7 protein-coding genes are annotated in these 20,636 nt (G+C 48.0%); all 7 read left to right on the top strand.

The features are described 5' to 3' along the window. Positions 1 to 784: 784 nt before the first annotated feature. Positions 785 to 1,765 carry an HPr(Ser) kinase/phosphatase gene (gene hprK, locus DBT49_RS08585; protein ID WP_070558713.1) on the top strand — a complete coding sequence of 327 codons (981 nt, stop codon included), beginning with the start codon at positions 785 to 787 and terminating at the stop codon, positions 1,763 to 1,765. Beyond that, on the top strand, positions 1,762 to 2,658 hold the full coding sequence (gene lgt / locus DBT49_RS08580) for a prolipoprotein diacylglyceryl transferase (RefSeq protein WP_083300421.1): 897 nt from the start codon (positions 1,762 to 1,764) through the stop codon (positions 2,656 to 2,658). Before hprK ends, lgt begins: the two co-directional genes overlap by 4 nt. Before the next feature lie 41 nt (positions 2,659 to 2,699). Further along, positions 2,700 to 3,782 carry an NAD(P)H-dependent glycerol-3-phosphate dehydrogenase gene (locus DBT49_RS08575; protein ID WP_070558712.1) on the top strand — a complete coding sequence of 361 codons (1,083 nt, stop codon included), beginning with the start codon at positions 2,700 to 2,702 and terminating at the stop codon, positions 3,780 to 3,782. Between the two features lie 169 nt (positions 3,783 to 3,951). Beyond that, positions 3,952 to 4,827, top strand: a complete 876-nt coding sequence (gene galU / locus DBT49_RS08570) for a UTP--glucose-1-phosphate uridylyltransferase GalU (RefSeq protein WP_064293231.1) — start codon at positions 3,952 to 3,954, stop codon at positions 4,825 to 4,827. An 86-nt stretch (positions 4,828 to 4,913) separates the two neighbouring features. Next, on the top strand, positions 4,914 to 5,858 hold the full coding sequence (gene trxB / locus DBT49_RS08565) for a thioredoxin-disulfide reductase (RefSeq protein ID WP_070558711.1): 945 nt from the start codon (positions 4,914 to 4,916) through the stop codon (positions 5,856 to 5,858). 570 nt (positions 5,859 to 6,428) lie between these two features. Next, entirely contained in the window at positions 6,429 to 9,287 is a 2,859-nt protein-coding gene (locus DBT49_RS08560; protein ID WP_181562744.1) for a G5 domain-containing protein, read from the top strand. Between the two features lie 16 nt (positions 9,288 to 9,303). Then, on the top strand, positions 9,304 to 20,295 hold the full coding sequence (locus tag DBT49_RS08555) for a collagen-flanked surface repeat-containing protein (RefSeq protein WP_111872401.1): 10,992 nt from the start codon (positions 9,304 to 9,306) through the stop codon (positions 20,293 to 20,295). Positions 20,296 to 20,636: the final 341 nt, after the last annotated feature.

Here is a 20,636-nt window from a genome sequence, read left to right as displayed (position 1 = left end):
ACAGCTATAGCAACTGGAAGAAAAAGGCGTAAGAATTCTCAGAGAGAATTTGTCGTCATTTTCTGAAGTGGACGCTTGCCTTGCGCTTGGAGCATGTTTGGAGAAAGTGCGACGGAAGTAGGTTTTTACTTAAATGCTATTAATCGTTAAATGGACTGCGACACTTGTTGCAGTCTTTTTTCTTAGTTAGCCTTGGTTTAGGATTATTTTTGGCCTTTGGTGCACCCGTCACACTCTCTAGTTGAGTTCGGACGCCAAACTTGAAGTCATTTCAGAAAATTCCAACGCACAGTCTAGTTGAGTTCGGAAGGGGTAGGGGATGTCCTTTCAGAAAAGTTGAACGATCAAGCAAGTTGATCTTATCATCTTTTCTTCCAAGGAATCTCCCTCCCTGATCCTTCCTCACATCCTTATAGCTGTGCTTATGGTATTTTCTTCCAGCAATTCAAGTCTCTGACGGCATCCTCACATCCTTTTCAAAACGTGCTCCAGTCACAGGACGAACGTCCGCTTCACACAGGGTGTGAGACTTGGCGCCTAGACTTGGATGATTGGAGTAAGTCTGAATAAAAGCGAAGTATTCGCTTGTTTCTGACTTGTGAAATCACTCCAAGTCTGCCAAGTCGAACCTAACTAAAAACTGGTAACGCTCAGTTTCACTGAGCTTATCCCAGTTTTCTCCAGCGATTTCGTCCTTTGGTGTGACTGTCGCACTCTCAGCCTTACTAATGGGGTGGGCCTATGGTAAAATGAAGTGAGATTTAAAAAGAGAAAGGAAACAATTATGGAAGCAGTAACCGTTAAAGAGCTCAGGGACCAGCTTGGGCTAAAGGTGCTCCAGGGAGAGGAGTATTTAGACCGTTTGATTCAAACCAGCGACATTTCCCGTCCGGGCTTGGAATTATCGGGTTATTTTAACTACTATCCCTCGGAACGGGTCCAATTATTTGGCCGGAACGAGCACTCCTATTTGAAGAAAATGACTAGTGATGAGCGGCTCTTGATTATGCGACGGATGTCCCGGGAAGATACGCCGGTCTTTATTTTCTCCCGCGACTTGATGCCAGAGTATGAGGTCTTTCAAGCGGCCGAAGAAAATAAAATTCCAATTTTACAGGGGAGTGCGGTAACGACCCGGCTCTATTCCAATATCACCACCTATCTCCAAGAACGTTTGGCACCCCGGGTGTCCAAGCATGGTGTCTTTGTGGATGTTTATGGTTTAGGGATTATGATTATTGGGGACAGCGGGATTGGTAAGTCCGAAACCGCTCTGGAATTAATTAAAAACGGCCACCGTCTTGTGGCGGATGACCGGGTGGAACTCCATAAACGCGATGACTATTCCATCGTGGGCGAGGCGCCGGCCATCTTACAAAATATGATCGAAATCCGCGGCCTGGGCATTATTAATGTCCTCACCCTCTTTGGGGCTGGGGCGGTTAAACAGGCCCAACAACTCCACTTGATCGTCCGCTTAGTCATGTGGGATGACGATGAAGACTATGAACGTTTAGGTTCGGAGCCGGAAATGGTTTCTCTCCTCGGAGTGGATGTGCCTCAAATTACCGTGCCTGTCCGCACCGGGCGGAATTCCTCTAATATCGTGGAAGTGGCGGCCATGAATCTTCGGGCCAACAATATGGGCTACAATGCCGGTAAGGAATTCGAAGAAAGACTGACCCACCTCATCCAAGCCAACCAGGAAGCGGATGCTAAGACCCACGCCGAAAAGGAACAGGCGGAAGCGGGCGATGAGTCATGATGACGACCTTACTCGGACAGCTTTTGCCCAGCCTTAACCTCCTGGCTATTGACCCAGTGGCCTTTTCCTTTTTAGGGATTGAGATCCGTTGGTACGGGATTATTATTGCCCTGGGCATGTTTTTGGCGGTGGAGCTGATTCTGAAAGAGATTGAGCGCAAGGGGTTTGATAGCGACCAGGTCATGGACATGATCATGTGGGCGGTGCCCATCGGTTTTATCGGAGCCCGGCTCTATTATGTGATCTTTGAGTGGGACTACTACCGGGAAAACCTGGGAGAAATTATTGCCATTTGGCAGGGCGGTATTGCCATTTATGGGGGCGTTATCGCGGGCGCTTTGACGGCGATTATCTATGCCAAGCGCCATAAGATGAAGGTGAGCTTTTTGGCGGATGTGATCATGCCTTACTTACTCCTGGCCCAAGGAATTGGCCGTTGGGGTAACTTTGTTAACCAAGAAGCCCACGGTGGCCCAGTTAGCGAAGGATTCTTACGGGAGACCTTGCACTTACCCAATTTTATCGTTGAGCAAATGTCTATTAACGGCCAATACTACCATCCCACCTTTCTCTACGAATCCCTGTGGAATTTACTGGGGGTAGGGGTCTTACTCTTCCTCCGCCACCGTCATAAGACTTTAAAACTTGGCGAGACCGGGCTCTTATATCTGATTTGGTATGGGACGGGACGGTTCTTCATTGAAGGCTTGCGGACTGATTCCCTCTACCTGGGGCCGATCCGGGTCTCCCAGGCCCTGTCCTTAGTCCTAGTGGTCGCGGGGATTGCCCTCTTGATCTACCGGCGTACGAAACAAGGGGACCTGCCTTATTACAGCGACTATAACTATTTAAGCAAGCGGCGGGCCCAAGTGAAGCAGGAGAAATCAGCCTAAGGCAAGTCAATGTGGATAAAAGTGAATTAAAGGAGAAGATAATGGTAAAACAAGCAATTAGCTTACTAGGTGCTGGTTCCTGGGGGACGGCCTTGGCCATGGTCTTAGCGGAAAATGGCCACCAGGTGACCCTCTGGACCCACCGGCAAAATCAGGCGGATGAAATCAACCAAGCACACACCAATGCCGCCTATTTAAAAGAGGCCAGCTTGCCCAAGGACATTGTCGCAACCTCTGACCTGGAAGCGGCGGTTAAAGGCGCCCAAGTGATCGGCTTTGTGGTCCCCACCAACGCGATCCGTGGGGTAGCCGACCAAGTGGCGGCTATTTTACAAGCTGAGGACTCAAAGGCAGACTCGCCCCTGATCTTCCATGCGGCTAAGGGGCTAGAATTAGAGACCCATGAGCGGGTATCGGTGATTTTGGAAGACAGTTTTAAGGACTTGGCCATTCAAGGCCCGGTCGTTTTATCGGGACCCAGCCATGCGGAAGAAGTGGCCCGCCGTGATATCACCGGTATTACCGCAGCCTGCCAAGATTTGAAGGCGGCTGAAGCCCTCCAAGAACTCTTTATGAACGCTTATTTTCGGGTCTACACCAATGACGACGTGGTCGGGGTGGAACTAGGAGGTGCCTTAAAAAATATTATTGCCCTCTGTTCTGGCGCCCTGGCTGGTTTGGGATTTGGTGATAATGCCAAGGCCATCTTGATGACCCGGGGCCTGGCGGAAATTACCCGACTCGGGGTGGCCTTAGGAGCAGACCCCTTTACCTTTGCGGGTTTGAGCGGGATTGGTGACTTAATTGTAACTTGTACCTCGCCCTTTTCCAGGAACTGGCAGGCCGGCTACCAAATTGGTCAGGGCAAGTCGGTCAGTGAAGTCCTCGACCACATGGGGATGATCGTAGAAGGTGTCCATACCACCAAGTCGGCCTATGAATTGGCCCAATCGGTCGGTATCGAAATGCCCATCACCCAAACCACCTACCAGGTTCTCTATGACCACAAAGATTTAAGGAAACTCGTCGAAGACCTGATGAAACGCCAAGGCAAGCAAGAAGTCGGCTTAGACCGCCTGGCCTTAGAACAGTCCTTGGCCAAGCAAGCCCGGCTGAATGATTAGGCGCGTTTTTTAAAAGCAAGCATAGGGGACGAATAATCGATAAAAAAGTGATAAGAATCCCCCTAAGGCTTGCTAAATTGCTAAACAACTTTTACATTAAGAGAAGAGACTAGTGACCAACTGTCACAATAATTACCGTGAAAACTAATTCACGCATAAAGGAGTAGCTATGACGAAAGTAAGAAAAGCCATTATCCCTGCAGCTGGTTTAGGAACCCGTTTCTTGCCAGCCACCAAGGCTATGGCCAAAGAAATGTTACCAATTGTTGATAAACCCACCATCCAATTCATCGTGGAAGAGGCGCTGGCCAGTGGGATCGAGGATATTCTAATCATTACTGGGAAGAACAAACGTCCCATCGAGGACCACTTTGACTCCAATATTGAACTGGAAGAAAACCTCCACGCCAAGGGCAAGGACGACTTACTGGAAATTGTCCAAGAAACCATTGGTCTCAACCTCTTCTTCAAGCGCCAATCCTATCCTAAGGGGCTAGGGGACGCGGTTCTCCAAGCCAAGGCCTTTGTCGGCGACGAACCCTTTGTGGTGATGCTGGGCGATGACTTGATGGAAGATGCAGTTCCTTTGACAAAACAATTGATCGACGCTTATCATGAAACTCATGCCTCAAATATTGCCGTTATGCGGGTGCCCCACGAAGATACCAGCAAGTACGGCATTATCGATCCGGAAGCCCAATACAAGGACGGGATCTATAATGTCCGCCAATTCGTGGAAAAACCTGATCCTAGCGAAGCGCCGAGTGACTTGGCCATTATCGGTCGTTATCTCCTCACTCCAGAAATCTTTGACCTCTTGGAAACCCAAGAACCTGGAGCCGGGAACGAAATCCAATTGACTGACGCCATTGACCGTCTGAACAAAACACAAAGGGTCTTTGCCCTTGAATTCACCGGCCAACGCTATGATGTCGGCAATAAGTTAGAATATATGAAAACCTGTATTTCCTATGGCCTCCGCCATCCAGAAATCAAAGATGACTTACGCGCCTACCTACTTGACTTAGAGAAGGAATTGAAATAATTTCTTAGTCTCTTGGTCCCAGCGCGCCGGTCTGGTGGAGGCTGGGGATAAAGTGTGACTAAAGCGAAAAAAGTGGAGGAATCAACGTGAGTGAAGCAAGTAAAACCTATGATGTGATTGTTATCGGTGCCGGTCCAGCCGGCTTAACCGCGGCCCTGTATGCATCACGGGCCAATTTAGCGGTCGCTGTCTTGGAACGGGGAGTCCCAGGTGGAGAACTGATTAATACCGCCACGGTGGAAAATTACCCCGGCTACAAGAGCATTGCTGGGCCTGACCTAGCCAACAAGATGTACGAAAGTGCCATGCAATTTGGGGCTGAGTATGTCTTCGGTAATGTGAAGAAAGTCACCCCGGGTAAACCTTACCACCTGATTGAAACCGATAATGGCGATTTCAAGGCTAAGGCCATCGTTATCGCTACCGGGTCAGTGCACCGGACCTTGGATGTACCGGGGGAAGAAGAATACAATGGCCACGGGGTTTCCTACTGTGCTGTCTGTGACGGGGCCTTCTATAAGGGCCGCGATATTAAGGTAGTCGGTGGGGGCGACTCGGCCGTGGAAGAGGGCAGTTACTTGACCCAATTCGCCAACACGGTCGACATCATCCACCGCCGTGACCAATTACGGGCCCAAAAAATTCTCCAAGACCGCGCCTTTGCTAACGACAAGATTTCCTTTACCTGGGATAGCGTGGTCAAAGAAATTAAAGGCGATGGTAAGCAAGTCACCAGTATTTTGGTGGAAAATGTCAAGACCCATGAAGTGACGGAAGTTCCCGCTGGTGGGGTCTTCATCTATGTAGGGCTCTTGCCTAACAGTGAGCCCTTCAGCGACTTGGGCATTACCGATGAAGAAGGCTGGATCCTAACCGATGAAAACATGGCTACCGCCGTGCCAGGCATCTTTGCTTGTGGGGATGTCCGTAAGAAGAAATTACGCCAAGTCTCCACCGCAGTCGGTGACGCCGGCAGCGCTGGCCAAGAAGCCTACCAATACGTGGAAGCCTTGAGATCAGAAGCGGAATAGCTACTACTAAGGGGCTGTTTCGTGTTTTAAAACACCGGGCCTTGTCTGTCTAGAAAAATAACAATTTAATCTATTTACAAACTAGGTGAATCCTCTCACCTAGTTTTTTTGTGCACTCAGATAGACAAAGTTTCCATTGAGGGCCTGATTCGATTGCGTCAGTGAAAGGTTTGCTCGATTATATTTAATCGCTGACAAATATCAATAATAAAAACATTTTTCCAGGAAAATAGAAAAATAATTTAGATTTTAATAAATTAAATTAAGTTTATGTACAATAAAATGTACTTGGGCTATTATCCTAGCTAAAAATATATACCACAGGTCAAAAAGAAACCCCATAAAATCAAGCTTCCTGGCCTTTTTAAGTGATAAACACTTTTTAGATTAAAAAATAATCTGATGAATTAACTTATTTTTTAAAATTCGCTAGTTTTTCAATTTATTTTTTGCTTAACTAGTAGCGAATTTTTATATCTTTTTATACATTATTTGATTTTTATACTTAGAAACTAAGAAAAATATAAAGAGGGTAATCAAAAAAATATGCTAGGTAAAAATAATTTTAAAATGATCAATGAAAAAAGTAGCAATCGCTCCTACCGCTATGCCATCAAACGTTTAAATATCGGTGTCGCTTCAGTTGCTGTTGCGGTCGGTTTGCTCTTTATGGGAGAGGCCTCTGTGGTGCAGGCGGCTTCAAATGAAGGTGTAACAAGCGCAAATGTAACTGGCCTTGCAAACGACCAAGAGCATCCTTCAGGAGAGGCAGATCAGGGCAGCCGGGCACTTCCGCTAGACAGCAGTCATTCCTTGAATGAGAAGTTGAGCGAGTCTGCCAGCCAACCAGTCTCCAGTACAGAAAATCGGGCAGCTTACTATAGCGACCTGGAAGCCAGCGATGAAGTGCTTGTGGGTGGAGACGAGCAACCGGCCTACCTTGAACGCAACCGAGAAGCTGACCAAACCCGCACCGTAGAAGACCGGATCATTGACCATAAGGAAGTGGCTGATAGCCGAATCGTTACAGAAACGGGTCTAGGCAGAAACCATTTTGACCGGATTGGTCCCAATGTGACCAAGTATGACCCGACAGAATATAACCCGGCTAAAGCAGACCGTGGCCCAGAGAATGTTCAAGCGGTGCAATTCGGCAATAGCAATGCCTTAGGATCACGGATGATTCACAATGTTCAGAGCCAACGAGGCGCCCTGGTGAAAAAAGAAGCTGTGAGCTTCGATAAAGACTTCGAGTTGAATTTAGAAGTTCGCCTAGACCATCACAACAATACCACTTCCGCAGACGGTTTTGGTTTCCTCTTTATTGAAGGGGCCAATAAAGGGCAAGACTACCTCAATCAAGGTGGGATCCTCAAAAATCGCGGTGTTGCCAAGGCTTTCGGTTATAAGATTGACATTCGTTACAACCCCGAAACCAGTCAGATGGATAAGCAAGGGATGTCTAACCGCATTGCCGGCAACCAACATCGGGGTTACACGGCCTTCGTGCGTAATGACCAGGCAGGGAATAGTCGGATTGTCGGATCTAGTCATGGCTTTGAATACAATAACAAGCGGATGCAAGGACGCTATGAACGTGACGCTGACCAATTCCGCCCTGAAGAATTTGAACCCCTCCTTTTGAAATACAGTGCCCGCAATGGCCAATTCCAAGCTATTTATGGGGACGGGGCTGGTCGTATTGTCCAATCTATCAATGCCCAAGCCCTGGGGATTGACCGCCGTAAACAATATACCTTCGCCATTACCTCTGAAGTAGCCCCATACTACCGTGGGGGCGCTGGGGTGGCTGTTCGTCAAGATGGCACGGCCCGGATCACTTACTCTAAGCAAGAGAAAGCCCGTGTCGAAGAAACCCGTCTGGTCCGCCAAGAAAGAGCGACTGGTTTCGATACTGTTTACAAGTACAACCCCAATCTGGACAAGGGCTTGAGACGGACGATCCAAGAAGGCAAGAAATCCATTGTCGAAAGCCAAACCCATATCAAATTCGTCAATAAGAAAGAAGTTAGTCGTCGCTTAGTGAGCGAGAGAGTCCTTCAACAAGGGCAAAATCGCATCATCGAAATCGGCACCCGGGAAGTTAAAAAAGTCCCTCAAGTAACGGTCAAGGAAATCCCTTACCAAACCATCACTCGTGAAAATCCCAATCTTCCAAAGGGCGAGCGTCGGGTGATTCAAAGCGGACTTACTGGACGCGTTGAAGAAAGAACCGTGACTACTTACGTCAATGGACGTCCACAGCCTAACCCGGAAGTCACCAACCGCGTTCTCCGCGAAAAACGCGATGAAATCGTGGAAGTGGGCACTCAAGAGGTTCGCCAAGACTCCCAAGTGAAGGTTAAGGAAATCCCTTACCAAACCATCACTCGTGAAAACCCCAACCTTCCAAAAGGCGAGCGTCGGGTGATTCAAAGCGGAATTACCGGCCGCGTCGAAGAAACAACAACAACGACTTACGTCAATGGGCGTCCACAACCTAACCCACAAGTTACCCACCGTGTTCTCCGCGACAAACGTGATGAAATTGTGGAAGTGGGAACTCAAGACGTTCGTCAAGACTCTCAAGTGAAGATCAAGGAAATCCCTTACCAAACCATCACTCGTGAAAACCCAAATCTTCCAAAAGGTGAGCGTCGGGTGATTCAGTCAGGAATTACCGGCCGTGTTGAAGAAACCACAACGACGACTTATGTCAATGGGCGTCCACAACCCAACCCAGAAGTTACTAGCCGCGTCCTCCGCGACAAACGCGATGAAATCGTGGAAGTCGGTACCCAAGAGGTTCGCCAAGACTCCCAAGTGACGGTCAAGGAAATTCCTTACCAAACCATCACTCGTGAAAATCCCAACCTTCCAAAAGGCCAACGTCGTGTGATCCAAAGTGGACTTACCGGCCGCGTCGAAGAAACCACAACCACAACCTACGTCAATGGGCGTCCGCAGCCTAACCCAGAAGTCACCCGCCGCGTCCTCCGCGACAAACGTGACGAAATCGTGGAAGTAGGGACCCAGGTTGTTGAAGTGAGAAGAGAGGTAACCGTTCGAACCATTAAACCAAGAATTATCTGGATAGATGATAGAGAATTAGCTCCACGGGAAGAAGTGGTTGTTCAAGCTGGTCAGGAGGGAAAAGTTCAAACCGTTACCGAAACCACTTACATTAATGGAGTCCCTCAAGCTAATCCAAAGGTAACACGAACCGTTCTTGCCAAACCGATAAATCGAATTATTCGTCGTGGATTTATCGCAGATGGTTATCGCAGTGCTAATGTGGGGTCGGCAAGGGCACTTACTTATTCAAGTCCTCGGGCCTATCGCTCAGCAACTTATCGTCCAGCTCGTGTGAGACGTTCAGCCAGAGCGCATTACAACAGACCTTCTTACTCACGTTTCTTTAGAAGATAAGAAAGGAAAAACATTTATGTTAGGAAAGAATAATGTCAAATTATATCGTGAAAAAATGGCGAATAAATTCTATCGCTATTCCATTAAACGCCTAAATATCGGTGTTGCTTCAGTGGCTGTCGCTGTTGGCCTCCTCTTTATGGGAGACGCGTCGGTGGTTCGAGCAGCCGCTAATGAAGTAGCTGACTCCGAAAGCAAAGTCACGCTTCCAAGTAGCCAAGACCCAGGACTCAGCTCAGGCCAAGGGCAAAGTAGTCCAGTAGAGTTAGCTGGTCAGGACAAGGCAGCAAGTCTTGACAATAAGGCTAAGGCCAGCCAGCCAACTAGTCCTCAGGTTAGTGACAATCAGCCAGCCACTCTGCCAGTAACTGAAACTAGTCCAGCCAGTCCAACAGCAACCACGCCTACAGAAGCGCCAAAAGCTGAAGCGACAAATCCAGCCACGCCAAGTGCAGACCCAACTCCAAGTACAGCAGAAGTCACACCAAGTCCTGCCCCAGAAGAAATACTTGCGACAACTTATGATGCGCCAGAAAACGCCCAACCTCCTGTGGTCACAAATTCATTACAAATTGTCAATGAAAGGCTTGAAGGCGATAAGAATGGTCAACGTTATCAAGACTATTTTGGTGGCCAAGCCGAGGCAGGAAAGACCATCAAGGCAGTTTATATTCATAATGGCGTAGAAACTCCAATTGGAGAAACTGTCGCTGAGTCCGATGGCTATTGGAAAATTCCATTAGCTAGTGTTAAGGCGTTGCAAGACGGGGACAAGGTCCGCGTAAGCGATGGAACAAACAGCCAAGAAGTTCCTGTCGATAGTCAATATGGAGGCTTTATTGACAAAGCTCCTCAACTAACTAATGAAAAAGGGACTGGCAATTTAACCTTGGCCAGCAAGAAATTTTATCTATCTTTCTTAAATGGAGAACGGGAAAAACTTGCTGCTGTAGGTGCCAAAGCGCTAATTACTTACCCAGGTTCAGATCAACCGCAAGAAGTTCCCATAAATAATGTTGATGATAAAGTCACGGTTAATATTCCTGCCGAGCACTTGCCTTTAAAAGTTGTCGCTGGCAAGAAATTGAATGACATTGATAATTCTGGGATTGAAATTACCTATGTCGACCGCAAGGGTAGACCGATTGTATCTGCTAGCGATGTCAATAGAGAGTCTGTAGACAAAACCTACACCGATAAGAAACGCTATTTCAACGTACTAGATGCTGGTCAAGTCTCCAATCGTCCACAAATTGTTGATATCTATAAGATTTCTGGGACGGTATACGATGACCACAATGGTGATGGGTCAAGTACAGGCGACCAAACCCTAAGCAATATTAAGGTGAACCTCTACAACCCTGACGATGGGAAGTTGCTTGCCAGCACAACCACCGACTTGAACGGTAATTACACTTTCGCAGACTTGCCTGGCTACAATAGCTATGTGGTGAAGTTTGAAGAACCTAATCGTTTCGCCACGGTGAATGCAGGCAAGCAATTTGTCGGCACGGAAAAATTCATTAGGAATCTCAAGAAAGATGAAGTAGTTGACACAGCCTTCCGCAAGATCAAGCACTATGAAGTGCGTACGGAAACCGACAAGCACAGCTCATCGGTTGAGACCACCCCACTACTGCCTAAAGGTGTCCGCGTGGTTAAACAAACCGGCCATGACGGGGTCAACCGCGTGATTTATGAACAAACCCGTGATGTCTTAGGCGATGAGGACTTAACCGAAGAAAACTTCAAGGATTACTACACCAAGAAGAATTCCAAGGAATTGATTAAGCGCCAAGATGAAGTCATTCTTGAAGGAACCGGCCCAGCCCTCCCAGACCTAGCCATTGATGTCCAAACCAAACCCGGTGAAAAAGATGGCAAAAAGGGAACCTATGTGACCTTCACCTATCCCAAATATGACCAAAATGGCAATAAAACCCTTGAAACCAAGACTGCTTTCATTCCAGATGGTGCCAAAGGTGATAAGGGTGACACCGGTGCTCAAGGTCCACAAGGTGAAAAAGGTGAGAAGGGCGCCCAAGGTCTTCAAGGTCCACAAGGCCAACCCGGTAAGGATGGCGGAACGCCTCGGGTAGAAATCGTTAAAAACGAGAAGAAACCAGATGATCCTAGCTCGGTGAATTCTTACACCATCAAAATTACTAACCCTGATGGAACCAGCCACCAAGCAGTCATTGCCGATGGTAAAGATGGCAAGTCTCCTGAAATTGACTGGGTCGATAATAAAGATGATACTTATACAGTAAAAGTTAAAGATGTTGATGGAACTACTCACTCCGCCACAATCCGAAGCGGGAAAGATGGCCTGACACCAAAAGTTACTGCCAAACGCAATACGGCCAATAATGGAGTTATTTTAACTATCACTCCGCAAATCCGTAATGAAAAGGGCGAAATCGTTGACGGTAAAGAAAAAAGCGTTGAAATCAAAGATGGCGAACGCGGTCCACAAGGAGAACAAGGTCCACAGGGTCCAAAAGGTGACACCGGCGAACGCGGCCCACAAGGTGAAAAAGGTAAAGATGGCAAAGATGGCCAGTCCCCATCCATTTCAACCAAGAATAATGGTGACGGCAGCTACACACTGACTATCACCAATCCAGATGGCTCAACCAATAGCACCGTGATCAAGAATGGTGTCGATGGTAAAGATGGTCTGGCCCCAACAGTCACTGCTAAACGTAACCAAGATAATCATGGGGTAACCCTAACCATCACTCCACGGTCCCGAGACGAAAAAGGTAATATCGTCACTGGAACTCCACAAACAGTGGAAATTCAAGATGGCGCCAAGGGTGACAAGGGTGATCAAGGTCCAAAAGGGGATAAGGGTGACCAAGGCCCTGCAGGAACTAAGGGCAAGGATGCCGCTCCACTAACTGTTACCAAAACAGAAAAAGATAAAGATGGTAATACAGTCGTAACCTTATCAGACGGGACAGTTCTCAATATCGCAAAAGGCGATAAGGGGGAAAAAGGTAATCCAGGAGAAAAAGGCACTAAGGGAGATAAAGGTGACACCGGCGCTCAAGGCGCTGCAGGAAGCCACGGTAAAAATGGTGTCGATGGCAAGTCTCCAGAAATCTCCAGCGCTGAAAATACTGATGGCAGTCACACAATCACTATTAAGAATCCAAATGGCACCACCACTTCCTTTGTCGTGAAGAATGGTGAAAAAGGTGCCCAAGGTCCACAAGGTGAACGTGGTGAAAAGGGTGAAGATGGCGCTCAAGGTGCACCAGGGTTAAACGGTAAAGACGGTCTTGCACCAACAGTAACTGCTAAGCGAAACGCTGCCAACAATGGCGTTACTTTAACCATCACACCACAGATCCGTGATGAAAAAGGTAATATTGTCGATGGTAAGCCACAAACCGTAGAAATTGCCGATGGTCTTAAAGGAGATAAAGGCGAAAGAGGTTTACAAGGTGAACGCGGTCTTCAAGGCGCGCCTGGCCTAAACGGTAAGACCTTTGCCCCAGTTCTCACAAAAGATAAAGATGGCGTAACCACCATCAAGTTCTACCCAGTGAACCCAGAAACCGGTAAGCCAGACACCAATAAAGAAGCTGTTGCTAGCGGTGAAATTAAAGATGGCGAAAAAGGTGAGCCAGGTGCTCAAGGGCCAAAAGGTGAAAACGGCAAGTCTCCAGAAGTTTCAACCGCTGAAACGAAAGATGGCCATACTATCACCATCAAGAACCCAGACGGCAGCACGACTTCATTCGAAGTCAAGAACGGCCAAAAAGGTGACCAAGGGGAACGTGGTCTTCAAGGCGCAGCGGGCGCTAACGGTCAAGACGGCCTCGCACCAAAAGTAACCGCTGTTCGCAATCAAGCCAATGATGGCGTGACCCTTACTATCACGCCACAAAGTCGTGACGCCAAAGGCAAGATCGTTGATGGCACTCCACAAAGTGTCGACATCAAAGATGGAGCGAAGGGTGAAGCCGGAGCCCAAGGACTTGCCGGTAAAGATGGTCTAGCGCCAAAAGTAACTGCTAAACGCAACGATGCCAACAATGGCCTTACTTTAACCATCACGCCACAAATCCGTGATGAAAAAGGTAATATTGTTGACGGTAAGCCACAAACCGTGGAAATCAATGATGGCCTAAAAGGAGATCCAGGTGCCACAGGAGCCCAAGGTCCAAAAGGTGACAAGGGTGACCAAGGTGAACGCGGTCTTCAAGGCGCACCTGGCCTAAACGGTAAGACCTTTGCCCCAGTTCTTACAAAAGATAAAGATGGCGTAACTACCATCAAATTCTACCCAGTCAACCCAGAAACTGGAAAAGTTGACACGACTAAAGAAGCTGTCGCTACTGGTGAAATCAAAGATGGCGCTAAAGGTGACAAGGGTGAAACTGGTGCTCAAGGTCCGAAAGGGGATACTGGAGCTCAAGGCCCACAAGGACAAAAAGGCGACAAGGGTGACCAAGGTGAACGTGGTCCACAAGGTGCACCAGGTCTAGAAGGCAAATCGCCAGAAATCTCCAGCACCGAAAACACTGATGGCACTCACACCATCACTATCAAGAATCCAAATGGTGCCACCACTTCATTCGTCGTGAAGAACGGTGAAAAAGGTGAGGCAGGAGCGCCAGGATTAAATGGTAAAGACGGCAAATCACCAATTGTTTCAGCACAACGTGGATTCTCTGACAATGCCAAGAAAGTTCCAGGAACCTGGTTACGTATTAAGAATCCAGACACCTTAGAAACCACTAACAACATCTTTATTCCAGACGGAGCCAAAGGTGAAAAAGGAGACCAAGGTGCTGCAGGTGCTAACGGAAAAGATGGTGTAGACGGTAAATCACCAGAAATCTCCACTAGCGAAAACCCTGATGGCACTCATACAATCACTATTAAGAATCCAAATGGCACCACCACTTCATTTGTCGTGAAAAACGGTGAGAAAGGTGAAAGAGGTCTACAAGGTGAGCGTGGTGAAAAAGGTGAAGCCGGTGCTCAAGGGCCAAAAGGTGACAAGGGTGATCAAGGGGAACGCGGCCTTGCAGGTGATAATGGTAAATCATTTGCCCCAGTGATCACAAAAGATAAAAATGGCGTAACCACCATCAAGTTCTATCCAGTGAACCCAGAAAACGGCAAGCCAGACACAACGAAAGAAGCGGTTGCTAGCGGCGAAATCAAAGATGGCGCCAAAGGTGAAAAAGGTAAAGATGGTGTAGACGGTAAATCGCCAGAAGTTTCAACCGCTGAAACAAAAGATGGTCATACCGTTACCATCAAAAACCCAGATGGCAGCACGACTTCATTCGAAGTCAAGAACGGCCAAAAGGGAGACAAGGGTGACCAAGGTGAACGTGGTCCTCAAGGGACAGCTGGCGTAAATGGTCAAGACGGCCTTGCGCCAAAAGTAACCGCCGTTCGCAATCAAGCCAATGATGGCGTAACTCTCACCATCACGCCTCAAAGCCGTGACGCCAAAGGCAAGATCGTTGACGGCACTCCACAAAGTGTCGACATCAAAGATGGTGCCAAAGGTGAAGCGGGTGCCCAAGGACTTGCCGGTAAAGACGGTCTCGCACCAAAAGTAAGTGCTGAGCGAAATGCAGCCAACAATGGCCTAACTTTAACTATCACACCTCAAATTCGTGATGAAAAAGGCAATATCGTTGACGGTAAACCACACACCGTGGATGTCCACGATGGGCTAAAAGGTGACGATGGAAAATCCTTCGCCCCAGTTCTTACAAAAGATAAAGATGGCGTAACTACTATCAAGTTCTATCCAGTGAACCCAGCAACCGGTAAAGCAGACACCAGTAAAGAAGCCGTTGCCACAGGTGAAATCAAAGATGGCGAAAAAGGTGATAAAGGTGAAAAGGGGGACCGTGGAGAAGTAGGTCCTCAAGGTCCAAAGGGTGACAAAGGAGACACAGGTGCCCAAGGTCTGCAAGGTCAACGTGGCGAAAAGGGTGAAACCGGAGCTCGCGGCCCACAAGGCGAAAAAGGAGCAGAAGGCAAGTCCCCAGAAATTTCCACTAGTGAAAATGCTGACGGCAGTCATACCATCACCATCAAGAATCCAAGCGGCACCACCACTTCCTTCGTCGTGAAGAACGGTGAAAAAGGTCAAGCCGGAGCCCCAGGAAAAGACGGCAAATTACCTGTTGTTTTCGCACAACGTGGCTTCTCAGACAATACTAAGAAAGTTCCAGGAACCTGGTTACGTATTAAGAATCCAGACACCTTAGAAACCACCAACAACATCTTTATTCCAGATGGTGCTAAAGGTGAAAAGGGAGACCAAGGTGAACGCGGCGCACAAGGCGCAGCTGGAACCAACGGTAAAGATGGTGTAGACGGTAAATCTCCAGTTATCTCAACGAAAGATAACGACAACGGTTCTCATACTGTCACCATCAAGAATCCAGATGGCAGCATGACTTCATTTGAAGTCAAGGACGGCCAAAAGGGTGATAAAGGTGACCGTGGAGAAGTAGGCCCTCAAGGTCCAAAGGGTGACAAAGGAGACACAGGTGCACAAGGCCCACAAGGTGAGCGTGGTGAAAAGGGTGAAACCGGAGCTCGTGGCCCACAAGGCGAAAAGGGAGCAGAAGGTAAATCCCCAGAAATTTCCACTAGTGAAAACGCTGATGGTAGTCATACCATCACTATCAAGAATCCAAACGGCACTACCACTTCATTCGTCGTGAAGAACGGTGAAAAAGGTCAAGCGGGAGCCCCAGGAAAAGATGGGAAATCACCTGTTGTTTTTGCACAACGAGGCTTCTCAGACAATACCAAGAAAGTTCCAGGAACTTGGTTACGTATTAAGAATCCAGACACCTTAGAAACCACCAACAACATCTTTATTCCAGACGGTGCCAAAGGAGACCAAGGTGCTGCCGGAACTAACGGTAAAGATGGTGTAGACGGCAAGTCACCAGAAATCTCCAGCACCGAAAATGCTGACGGCACTCACACCATCACCATTAAGAATCCAAACGGGACAACGACTTCATTTACTGTGAAGAACGGTACACCAGGTGCCAAGGGTGAAAAAGGTGATAAAGGTGAAAAGGGCGACCGTGGAGAAGTAGGCCCTCAAGGTCCAAAGGGTGACAAAGGTGACACAGGTGCTCAAGGCCCACAAGGTGAACGTGGCGAAAAGGGTGAAACTGGAGCTCGAGGCCCACAAGGCGAAAAAGGAGCAGAAGGCAAATCTCCAGAAATTTCCACTACCGAAAATGCTGACGGCAGCCATACCATCACTATCAAGAATCCAAATGGAACAACGACTTCATTCGTCGTGAAGAACGGTGAAAAAGGTCAAGCGGGAGCCCCAGGAAAAGACGGGAAATCACCTGTTGTTTTCGCACAACGTGGCTTCTCAGACAATACTAAGAAAGTTCCAGGGACCTGGTTACGTATTAAGAATCCAGACACCTTAGAAACCACCAACAACATCTTTATTCCAGATGGTGCCAAAGGTGATAAAGGTGACCAAGGTGCCGCTGGAGTTAATGGTAAAGATGGCAAGGACGCAGCGCCATTGACTGTCACCAAGGCAGAAAAAGATAAAGACGGCAATACAGTCGTTACCTTATCTGATGGTACAGTCCTAAATATTGCAAAAGGCGATAAGGGCGACCAAGGTCTTCCAGGTGAAAAAGGGGCCAAAGGGGATAAAGGTGAACGTGGCGAAAAAGGCGAAAAGGGTGAAACTGGAGCTCGAGGCCCACAAGGCGAAAAAGGAGCAGAAGGCAAATCCCCAGAAATTTCCACTACCGAAAACGCTGACGGCAGCCATACCATCACCATCAAGAATCCAAACGGTACCACCACTTCATTCACTGTGAAGAATGGTACACCAGGTGCCAAGGGTGAAAAAGGTGATAAGGGAGACCAAGGTGAAAGAGGTCTACAAGGTGAACGTGGTGCCCAAGGTACTGCAGGAACCAATGGAAAAGATGGTAAAGACGGAAAATCACCACTTATCTCAACCAAAGATAACGGCGACGGATCCCACACCATCACTATTACCAATCCAGATGGCTCAACAACTACCACAACTCTCAAGAACGGTAAAGATGGAGAAAAAGGGAAAGACGCCGCTCCATTAACTGTTACCAAGACAGAAAAAGATAAAGATGGCAATACAGTTGTTACTTTATCTGACGGCACAGTTCTCAATATCGCAAAAGGCGACAAGGGCGACCAAGGTCTTCCAGGAGAAAAAGGCGCCAAGGGTGACAAGGGCGACACAGGCGCTCAAGGCCCACAAGGTGAACGTGGTGAAAAGGGTGAAACTGGCGCTCAAGGCCCACAAGGCGAAAAAGGAAAAGACGGCAAGTCGCCAGAAGTCTCAACCACCGAAACTCCAGATGGTCACACCATCACCATTAAGAACCCAGATGGCAGCACCACTTCATTCGAAGTGAAGAACGGCCAAAAAGGTGAAAAAGGTGATAAGGGAGACCGCGGTGAAAGAGGCCTCCAAGGTGAACGTGGCGCACAAGGTGCTGCAGGAAGCAACGGAAAAGACGGCAAGTCCCCAGAAGTTTCAACGACTGAAACCCCAGAAGGCCACACCATCACCATTAAGAACCCAGATGGTAGCACGACTTCATTCGAAGTGAAGAATGGCCAAAAAGGTGAGAAAGGTGATAAGGGCGACAAAGGTGACGCCGGAAGCAACGGAAAAGATGGTAAAGACGGCAAATCCATTACCGTTACCCACACCGCTAAAGATGATCAAGGCAACACGCTCGTGACTTTATCTGATGGCACAGTTCTCACCATAGCAAAAGGTGATAAAGGGGAAAAAGGCGACAAGGGCGACCAAGGTGAACGTGGTGCCCAAGGTATCGCCGGAAGCAACGGTAAAAACGGTAAAGATGGCAAGGACGGCAAGACCTATCTGCCAGTGGTGGAAAGAACCTCCTATGGTAATCTGATTAACTTCTACCCAGTCAACCCCGAAACGGGTAAGGTGGACACCACCAAGGAACCCGTTGCCAGAGCCATTGTCAAGGATGGTCTAGATGGTTTAGCGCCTAAGATCACAGCACGCCGGAATGCAACTAACGATGGAGTTATCATCACAGTAACGCCACAAGTCCGTGGAACAGATCGTTCGGTTTCTGATGACAAGCCGGAAGTCACTGAGTTGAAGGACGGCAAATCTCCAGACGTTGATGTGACTACAGACGCTAATGGCAACCATGTCGTGACCATCACCAAAACCAATGGCAAACAAAAATCAGTCACCATCACTAACGGTAAGGATGGCAAAGCCCCAATCGTTGAAACCCTACCAGGAAAAGATAAAGAAGGACATAGCGGGACGAAGATCCTGGTTAAACATCCAGACACTGGAGCCGTTATCTCTGAAAGCTTTGTCAGAGACGGAAAAGATGGTAAAGACGGCAAGGATGGCAAGGCTCCAATTGTTGAGACCAAGCCAGGCCAAGACCGAGCAGGGCAAACAGGTGCCTACATTATTGTCAAGAATCCAGACACTGGGGCAGTGATTAGTGAGACCTTCATCTCTGACGGTAAGGATGGCGAGTCGCCTAAGGTTGAAACCACCCCAGCCACCAATGATAAGGGTGAAAAAGGCCATTACATCAGCTTCACCCATCCAAAGACAGGACAAACCATCAGCAAAGTCTTTGTCAAAGATGGTAAAGACGGAAAAGATGGCAAGGACGGTCAAGATGGCTTAACTCCAGATATTAAGCCGGTCTTCGATAAGAACGGCAAACAAATCGGAGTTGAAATTCGCTTAACTGATCGCAACGGTAAGCTCTTAAGCCGAGAATTTATCTATAATGGTGAAGATGGCCAAACCCCGATCATTGAGACCGAGCCAAGCGACAATCCTCAACAACCAGGCACCAAGATTATCTATAAGAATCCGAAAACTGGAGAAGTGATCCGCCAAGTCTTCGTTCGTGACGGCAAAGACGGTAAAGATGGCAAGGATGGCCGTGACGGTCGTGATGGTAGAGATGGTAAGGATGCTCAGGGCGTTGAGAAGATCACTGTTAACAATAACGGCGATCTTGTGATTATCAACAGCAACCAAACCACCCAAGTAATCCCTCGTCCAAATAAGGGCGGCATTAAAGATGCCAAGGTCGATGATGCCGGGCATTTGATCATCAGTCTTGACGACGGTCGGACCATTGATGCAGGTCTTGTCCGCGGTAAGGACGGCCGCGACGGTCGCGATGGTAAAGATGGCAAAGACGGGAAAGATGGTCGCGGTATTAAGAATGTGAAAGTTACTGATAATGGGGACTTCATTGTGGTCTATACTGACTACAGCATTGAAGTTGCGGGCAATGTCTGTGGGACCTGTCCAAACCCAAGCAAACCTGACCAAGCTAAGCCTGGCAAACCCGTAAACCCAGATAAGCCAGGAACTCCAGATAAACCGGCTCAGCCTGACCAACCTGGAAATCCGAAAAAACCAGGAAACCCAGACAAACCAGTTAATCCGGAAAATCCAGGGAAATCAGACCAACCAGGTCATCCAGACAAAACCACTGACCAAGGGGACGAACCGAAGTCTCAGGACAAAGAAAAAACTCCGGAAAGTCCTCAAGATAAACCAAGTCCAAAAACACCAGAAACTCCTCGTTCAACTGACACAGATGAACCCAAGGAGCCCAAAAACCAAGAAGAGATTCCTACTGAACACACTGACCAGCTTGTGACAACTAAAGTTCACAAGAAACAAGGGACTCCAGTGAAGGCCTATAAGCTCAACCATCCTAAGGCCCTCAAGGCTAGCGGTAATGCGCCAGTAAATGGTCAAGACTTAACGGCAGTGCCTAGTCAAGCAACTAAGCAAGAAGTGGCTAAAATCAAGAGTCATGCAGCCAGCCTGCCAAAAACAGGTTCAGAAGCTGACTCTACCCTTCCAGTGCTCTTAGCAGCTGCCTTATTGCTCACTGGAACAGGATTGGTAACAATCAGCAAGAAGGATGAATCTCTATAATAAAAAAGGATGTGAGGAAGGAACAGCGAGGGAGATTCCTTGGAAGAAAAGCTGATAAGATCAGCTTGCTTGATCGTTCAACTTTTCTGAAAGGACATCCCCTCACCCTTCCGAACTCAACTAAAAAAAGGATGTGAGGACGCCGTCAGAGCCTTGAATTTCTGAAGCAACTTCAAGGCTGGCGTTCGAACTCAACTAAAAAGCGGTCAAGCTTAACTCATTAAGCATCGATCCCTAAGGCAACTAAGAGGCCAAGACAAAAGTCGCGGCCTCTTTTTTATTGGGGATTAATAATCAAAATTCCCAACAAAATTTCAAATTACTGGTATAGTAAATAGGTA

It is taken from the genome of Aerococcus mictus (genome assembly GCF_003286595.3).
Lineage (GTDB): Bacteria > Bacillota > Bacilli > Lactobacillales > Aerococcaceae > Aerococcus > Aerococcus mictus.
Note: the sequence above shows the minus strand (reverse complement) of the source record. Positions and strands in the feature narration are given on the sequence as shown.

Excerpts from the sequence above, each read along its gene's own strand:
- galU (WP_064293231.1), top strand. The coding sequence starts at position 3,952 with ATGACGAAAGTAAGAAAAGCCATTATCCCTGCAGCTGGTTTAGGAACC.
- hprK (WP_070558713.1), top strand. The coding sequence starts at position 785 with ATGGAAGCAGTAACCGTTAAAGAGCTCAGGGACCAGCTTGGGCTAAAG.
- DBT49_RS08560 (WP_181562744.1), top strand. The coding sequence starts at position 6,429 with ATGATCAATGAAAAAAGTAGCAATCGCTCCTACCGCTATGCCATCAAA.
- DBT49_RS08575 (WP_070558712.1), top strand. The coding sequence starts at position 2,700 with ATGGTAAAACAAGCAATTAGCTTACTAGGTGCTGGTTCCTGGGGGACG.
- DBT49_RS08555 (WP_111872401.1), top strand. The coding sequence starts at position 9,304 with ATGTTAGGAAAGAATAATGTCAAATTATATCGTGAAAAAATGGCGAAT.
- lgt (WP_083300421.1), top strand. The coding sequence starts at position 1,762 with ATGATGACGACCTTACTCGGACAGCTTTTGCCCAGCCTTAACCTCCTG.